The sequence below is a fragment of the Acinetobacter sp. YH12136 genome (assembly GCF_013418545.1).
Classification (GTDB): Bacteria; Pseudomonadota; Gammaproteobacteria; order Pseudomonadales; family Moraxellaceae; genus Acinetobacter; species Acinetobacter towneri.
This window is the reverse complement of record NZ_VPBV01000033.1, coordinates 23,177-29,256: the sequence shown is the minus strand read 5'-3', so window position 1 is coordinate 29,256 and position 6,080 is coordinate 23,177. Positions and strand designations below refer to the sequence as shown.

At 40.6% G+C, this 6,080-nt stretch carries 7 protein-coding genes and 1 pseudogene; 5 read left to right on the top strand and 3 right to left on the bottom strand.

Annotation, left to right across the window (positions count from 1 at the left end):
- Nucleotides 1-117: pseudogene (locus tag FTU71_RS12890) on the top strand (IS982 family transposase); the annotation flags it as partial.
- A gap of 25 nt (nucleotides 118-142) precedes the next feature.
- Here the strand turns inward: FTU71_RS12890 and FTU71_RS12885 are convergent.
- From FTU71_RS12885 to surE, 3 genes are all read right to left on the bottom strand, one after another.
- Nucleotides 143-1,072 carry a LysR family transcriptional regulator gene (locus FTU71_RS12885; protein ID WP_131261144.1) on the bottom strand — a complete coding sequence of 310 codons (930 nt, stop codon included), beginning with the start codon at nucleotides 1,070-1,072 and terminating at the stop codon, nucleotides 143-145.
- 95 nt (nucleotides 1,073-1,167) lie between these two features.
- Nucleotides 1,168-1,986 carry a peptidoglycan DD-metalloendopeptidase family protein gene (locus tag FTU71_RS12880; protein WP_104851774.1) on the bottom strand — a complete coding sequence of 273 codons (819 nt, stop codon included), beginning with the start codon at nucleotides 1,984-1,986 and terminating at the stop codon, nucleotides 1,168-1,170.
- A gap of 106 nt (nucleotides 1,987-2,092) precedes the next feature.
- On the bottom strand, nucleotides 2,093-2,869 hold the full coding sequence (gene surE, locus FTU71_RS12875; protein WP_179993900.1) for a 5'/3'-nucleotidase SurE: 777 nt from the start codon (nucleotides 2,867-2,869) through the stop codon (nucleotides 2,093-2,095).
- Nucleotides 2,870-3,080: 211 nt separating this feature from the next.
- Here surE and FTU71_RS12870 point away from each other — a divergent pair, with 211 nt between their 5' ends.
- The 4 genes from FTU71_RS12870 (at nucleotide 3,081) to FTU71_RS12855 (ending at nucleotide 6,065) form a co-directional block, all read left to right on the top strand.
- Entirely contained in the window at nucleotides 3,081-3,452 is a 372-nt protein-coding gene (locus FTU71_RS12870; protein ID WP_026438310.1) for an MCR_0457 family protein, read from the top strand.
- A 317-nt stretch (nucleotides 3,453-3,769) separates the two neighbouring features.
- Nucleotides 3,770-4,162: an MCR_0457 family protein gene (locus FTU71_RS12865; RefSeq protein ID WP_004971644.1), complete on the top strand. Its 393-nt coding sequence runs from the start codon at nucleotides 3,770-3,772 to the stop codon at nucleotides 4,160-4,162.
- 117 nt (nucleotides 4,163-4,279) lie between these two features.
- Nucleotides 4,280-5,428 carry a D-alanyl-D-alanine carboxypeptidase PBP5/6 gene (dacC, locus tag FTU71_RS12860; protein WP_004971646.1) on the top strand — a complete coding sequence of 383 codons (1,149 nt, stop codon included), beginning with the start codon at nucleotides 4,280-4,282 and terminating at the stop codon, nucleotides 5,426-5,428.
- Nucleotides 5,429-5,534: 106 nt separating this feature from the next.
- The gene (locus FTU71_RS12855) at nucleotides 5,535-6,065 is read left to right on the top strand and encodes a gamma carbonic anhydrase family protein (RefSeq protein WP_004971648.1); all 531 of its coding nucleotides are present in this window, start codon (nucleotides 5,535-5,537) and stop codon (nucleotides 6,063-6,065) included.
- Nucleotides 6,066-6,080 lie beyond the last annotated feature (15 nt).

Sequence of the window (6,080 nt, the reverse complement as noted above, 5' to 3'; positions counted from 1 at the left end):
AAACATCGTTCGATTGCTGGTTTTTTAGCAGGCGTATTTTCTTCACTATGTGCGTATCAACTTTGCCAAAAGAATAAGCCTAAAATTCATGTGATTAAATCTTTGGCTTATCCGTAACTGGGGTTATATTATCAACATTCAATTAAGATGCTTCTTGAAACACTCGCCCACCCGGCAATTGAGAAAAATATTGTTTTAAGGCTTCCAAACAACGATGTACTTTCATCGGTTGTTGCTCATGTTTGGAAATGATTGCATACAAGGTAAATGCGGGTAATTTCCACTCAGGCAAAATTTCAACCAAACTGCCATTAAGCAAATCTTTTTGAATATCCAAATGCAAAATTCGCGCAAGCCCATGCCCTTGCATACACAAAGATTTAGACACCAACACATTATTGGTCGATAGACGCGAGCCCAACTCTACATCCACATTTTCAGCAGTGCTGATATGCTTAAAATTGAGTTGCTGAAAATTCTTCATAATGGTTAATGGAATTAACTCGTGATGTTTTAAATCTTCAGGACGTGAAATGGGCGCGGTTTGATTTAAATAACTAGGTGATGCGACTAAAACTTGGTCAATAAGTGCAATAGGAATCACATGCTGGTTTTGATCTTCAATTATTGGACTCATACGCAGCGCAATATCAATACGACCATCAATCAGGTCAATGTATTGATTGTCGGTTTCTAGATGTACAGACAAGCCACGATGGGCAGACAGCCAATGAGAAAGTGCGGGAATCACATGGTTCGCGGCTAATTCTGGAGTGGTGGCAATTCTTAAATCACCGACCAAATCATCTCTTAACTCATTAATGCGTATTTTACCACGCTCAGCAGCGGCGAGCATTTCTTGACAACTGTGGAAAAAAGCTTGTCCTGCTTCAGTCAAACTCAGTTTTCTAGTAGAACGATGCAGAAGCGTGACTTCCATATCTTGTTCTAGTGAACGGATTTGCTGACTGACGGCGCTGGTGGTGATCCCTAAATCACGTGCTGCACCGCTAAACGAGCTTTTTTCAACAACACAAGCAAATACACCCATTGCTCGAAGTTGGTCTAACATAAATTCCCTCTGAAATTATAATCGTTGCCCTCATCTATCGATAAAAGCAACTTATTGTATTATACGGTGAAATTTATGCTTTGTATTCGTGATATTTAATTTATTGGTAAAACATTAGTTGGATTGATTGGCTTGCCATCTAGACGTACCTGAAACTCCAACATGGTACGTGTTGCACCAGAAGAACCCATTTCAGCAATCTTTTGACCCGCTGTGACATTTTGACCACTGCTCACATTCATCTTACTGTTATGTGCATAGGCGGTGATATAACCATCAATGTGCTTGATTAAAATCAAGTTTCCATATTCTTTTAAGCCATCTGCAGCATAAACCACCTGCCCATCTGCTGCGGCATAAATTGGGTCACCTACATTGCCACCGTAACGAATTCCTTTGATATTACTTGCCAAATTAAACTGTGCAATCACAGCACCTTGAGATGGTTTCACCCAGCGCAATGTGCTGCTACGCACCGGTGTACTTGGTGTTGTTGAGCTAGTGGTCGTGGTTGTAGTCGATGTTACCGGTGCAGGTGTCGTTGGTAAAGTGACTGTTTGACGTTGAATTGGTGCAGCCTGCGTTACAGGGCGAGTGCTTGTTGTACGTGGTGCATTGCCCGCTTTCAAACGAATCGACTGCCCGACATAAATACGATACGGCGGTGCAATATCATTCATTTCTGCAATGCTGAGATAGCTCAAACCATAACGTGCAGCGATACCACTTAAAGTATCACCTGAACGTACAGTATAAAAATTCGGCGCTGTTGCATAACGTGCAGAATTATTCACTTGAGGTTTAGAGGCACAACCACTCAACACGACGGTAGCCACAACAGCACTTGATAACACTAAGGTTTTCAACAATGCTGTTGGTGTGCTAAATAAACGATACTGAAACACCACAGGCATTCTTTCCTCTCTACAAATTCTAAATATTTTCTATTGCGCTAAGAGTAGCAAAAAAGTCCTTGTAATGAGGCTTACAAGCTACTTTTTCACAAAGTTATAACATTAGTTAGCCAATTTGGGAAAATTGACTGTGCAATGATTGCAAAACGTCATAATTGGTGGCATCCATCTGAATTGGTGTCACGCTGACATAGCCATTTGCTACCGCAAAAAAATCAGACTCAATTTCAGTTAAGCCTTTTTTCGGTGCAGCCACTGCCTCGCCCGACAAACCAATCCAATACACTTGACGCCCTCGTGGATCGACCTGACTAGTAATTGGCTTAGATTGGGTACGCTGTCCTTGATAGGTAATTTTTGTGCCCTGCAACACTGGCACATCTGGAATATTCACATTAATAATATGTCGTGCAGGTAAACTTGGTAAACCTTGAGCAATAAAGTCATGTACCCACTGCGCTGCCTGCATATAATCTTGCGGATGCTGATAAGCACGTACATTATGCCCTGCAAGTGATACCGCAATCGCAGGCTGTTTCATCAAACGTCCTTCAAATGCCGCACCGACTGTGCCTGAGTACAGTACATCATCCCCTAGATTTGCACCGCTGTTGATGCCGCTGACCACCAAATCAAATTCGAAATCGAACAATCCATTCATCGACAAATAGACACAGTCTGCAGGTGTACCATTCACTGCCCAGACATCTTCAGCAATTTGCACAGGACGTAATGGTCGGTCTAAAGTCAGCGCACTCGAAAAACCACTGCGTTCACTTTCGGGTGCAACAATCACCACGCGACCCAAAGGTTTTAAGGCTTTCGCCAAAGCTTGGATACCAGGTGCAAACACGCCATCATCATTGGCTATCAAAATATTCACAGAAAAATCTCAGATAAAACAAATATAAAGGTTATATACTAAAATATAGCAACGTCGGTTCAATCTTAAACTTGTTTGTGCCTGATTCATGCCTAAGCACATTTAATAAGCACACGACAACAAAATGACTGATCAGCACATTTCATTGAAATATACAAAAGATTATATATATTTAGCGCTTAACATCCATCCAAAAATATATGTGATTCTCATGATTTTAGCTTTGTCATTTCGTCGTTTATTGGGTCTAGGTTTTGCTGCTGTATTAACGCAGTCTGTAATTGCAGAAGATTTGACTGCAGCAGAAGCCAATACGATTGTGAAAGAAGATGTTGCAGCGGCACAAGTCATGACTGAAATGTGCCCTGCACTGATTGGAAAAAATGCAAAATTAGATGCCAATATTCAAGCACTGATTCAAACTTATCTACAAGATTATTCAGAATCGAACATGACGCTTGCCAAACTACAAGCCGACGCAGAATATCAATCCGTTTTAGCTGAAGCGCGTGAAGCAGCAAAAGATACAGCCAAAGAAGAGCAAAAAGTAGTGTGTCAGGAAGCTTTAGAATTAGCACTTTAGATCACATGATTTAAATACTATTTTGAGCCTGTAAATAATTTTGCATACTCACCCTTTAAGGCAAACTTTCAAAGTTTGCCTTAAATTTTATGCTTAGTTTTTATATCTGGTATTTTTCCACTATTATTTTACGCTTTATATCAAGCCACTGATTTTCAAATTTCAGACTTTAATCTTCACTTTTTATACATGATTTGCGCTCAGATCACACAGCTTTAATACATTTTCACTCTTTCAATTCGCAAATAAATGATTCATCTTATAAGCACTTAAATGAATCGGTAGATTCAGTTCAAACAATATTTAAGGTACTTGATATGCAATTTTCTGGCTTAAAAAATTCACGTGCAGTTCATTTTTTTGGCGCAGTTGCGCTCAGTTTGGGTTTAAGTCAAGCCGCAATTGCGCAAGAAGAAAATATTGAAGTGACGCCATTACAACAAGTGACTCAGCAAGAATTAGCCGCTATTTATGTGTTATCTGAAGTTTGCCCTTCACTAGTCAAAGAACAAGATCAATTTCATCAGGGTTATACAAAACTTGCCCAAGAATATATGCCTAAAGAAAAAGACGCTGTTACTGCCTTAAGTAAACTCAGCAAACAAAAAAGCTTCCAGCCAATTTTAAAAGAAGCCCGTGCCGATGCCAAAGCTGCTGGAACAGCCAAAAACCAAGCAATTTGCCAAGAATTGACAGCATATAGCAGATAATACAATTTGGTTACAATACTTTTATCAATAAGCCGATTTCTCCCATAGAAGTCGGCTGAGCTTTGCCCTAAAATGCTAGCTCTTTTGTGCATACCTCAAGTATTGGAACCTCTTAGAATGACCCCAAAAAGCGCCCTTGCTGCATTATTACTATTACCAAGCTTTTCTTATGCAGCAACTGTCTTAGCTACACCACCAGAACTCAATAACAAATCATACGTTTTGATGGATTATGAGACGGGACAAATTTTAGCTTCAAAAAATGAAAACGAAAAACTCGCCCCTGCCTCAATGACCAAAATGATGACTAGTTTCATCATTGAACAAAAGTTATTAAAAGGCGAACTCACGGAAGATGAACAAGTCCGCATGAATGAGTCTGCATGGTGTCGTGGCAGCAGCACAGAATCATGTATGTATGTTCCTTTAAATGGCACAGCAACTGTACTTGAAATGCTACGCGGAATTATCGTGCAATCGGGCAACGATGCATCTAAAGCCATGGCAGAGCACATTGCAGGTAATGAAGGCACATTCGTTCACATGATGAATGAAGAAGCCAAACGTATTGGCATGAGCAATACCCAGTTTATGAACTCTACGGGTATGCCTGCTGAAGGTCACTTTTCTACCGCAAAAGATATGGCGACTTTAGCGCAGCACATCATCCATGACAGCTCAAAATACTACCCAATTTATTCTGAAAAAGAGTTTTCTTTTAATGGAATTAAACAAGGCAACCGTAATGCCCTGTTATATACCGACCCAAGCGTGGATGGTTTAAAAACAGGTCATACCAACGAAGCGGGTTACTGCTTAACCACTTCATCTAAACGTGGCCCAATGCGTTTAATTTCGGTGATTTTTGGTGCGCCAACCATGCAAGCTCGTGCAACTCAAACTCGTGAATTGTTAGCTTGGGGTTATGCAAACTACGAAACTGTACGTGTACAGCCTGCCAACCAAGTCTTAGCTAAAGCAAAAGTATGGTACGGTAAAAGCAAAGAAGCACAAATTGGTTTGCCAGAAAACTTTAACGTGACCATGCCAAAAGGCAAAGCCAACCAAATTAAAACTCAATTGGTGGTTCAACCTAAATTGACTGCTCCTTTGAAAAAAGGTCAAGTGATTGGTAAATATGTCGCAACCTTAGATGGTAAAGTGATTGCTGAAAAACCATTGGTGGCGTTGCAGGAAGTGGAAGAAGCGGGTTTCTTTGCACGTATGCTAGACCATATCAAACAATTCTTTAGCAACTTATTCTAAGATTCATAAGCTTAGACTAAAGCGCAAAGCACACATGCCCGCATGTGTGCTTTTTTATTTTATACTGTCCTCAATCCTAAATTTATAAGCTAAAGATTTGTCCATCATGAAAAAAAATGTGCGTGCTTATTTAGAGCAAACCCCAAAAATTGACGCAAGCTGTTATGTAGATGAATTGTCGGTGGTGATTGGTGATGTGCATTTGGCCGCAAATGTATCGGTTTGGCCATTTGCCGTGATTCGTGGTGATGTTAACCATATTCGGATTGGTCAAAATTCCAATGTGCAAGATCATGCCATGCTGCATGTTAGCCATAAAAAAGCCGACAAACCTGAAGGTTCACCGCTGATTATTGGCGAAGATGTCACAGTTGGACATGGTGTGACCTTACACGGCTGCACCATTGGCAATCGGGTGTTATTGGGCATCAACACAATTGTTTTGGATGATGTCATTATTGAAGATGATGTAATGATTGGCGCAGGGTCTTTAGTGCCACCGCGTAAGCGTTTGGAAAGTGGCTATTTGTACGTGGGTAGCCCTGTGCAAAAAGTTCGTCCTTTAACCGACAAGGAAAAAGAGTTTTTGCCTTATTCTGCACGGCACTATGTAAAAGTGGCGGGGAATTATCAATAATCCACCCCTCAAAGT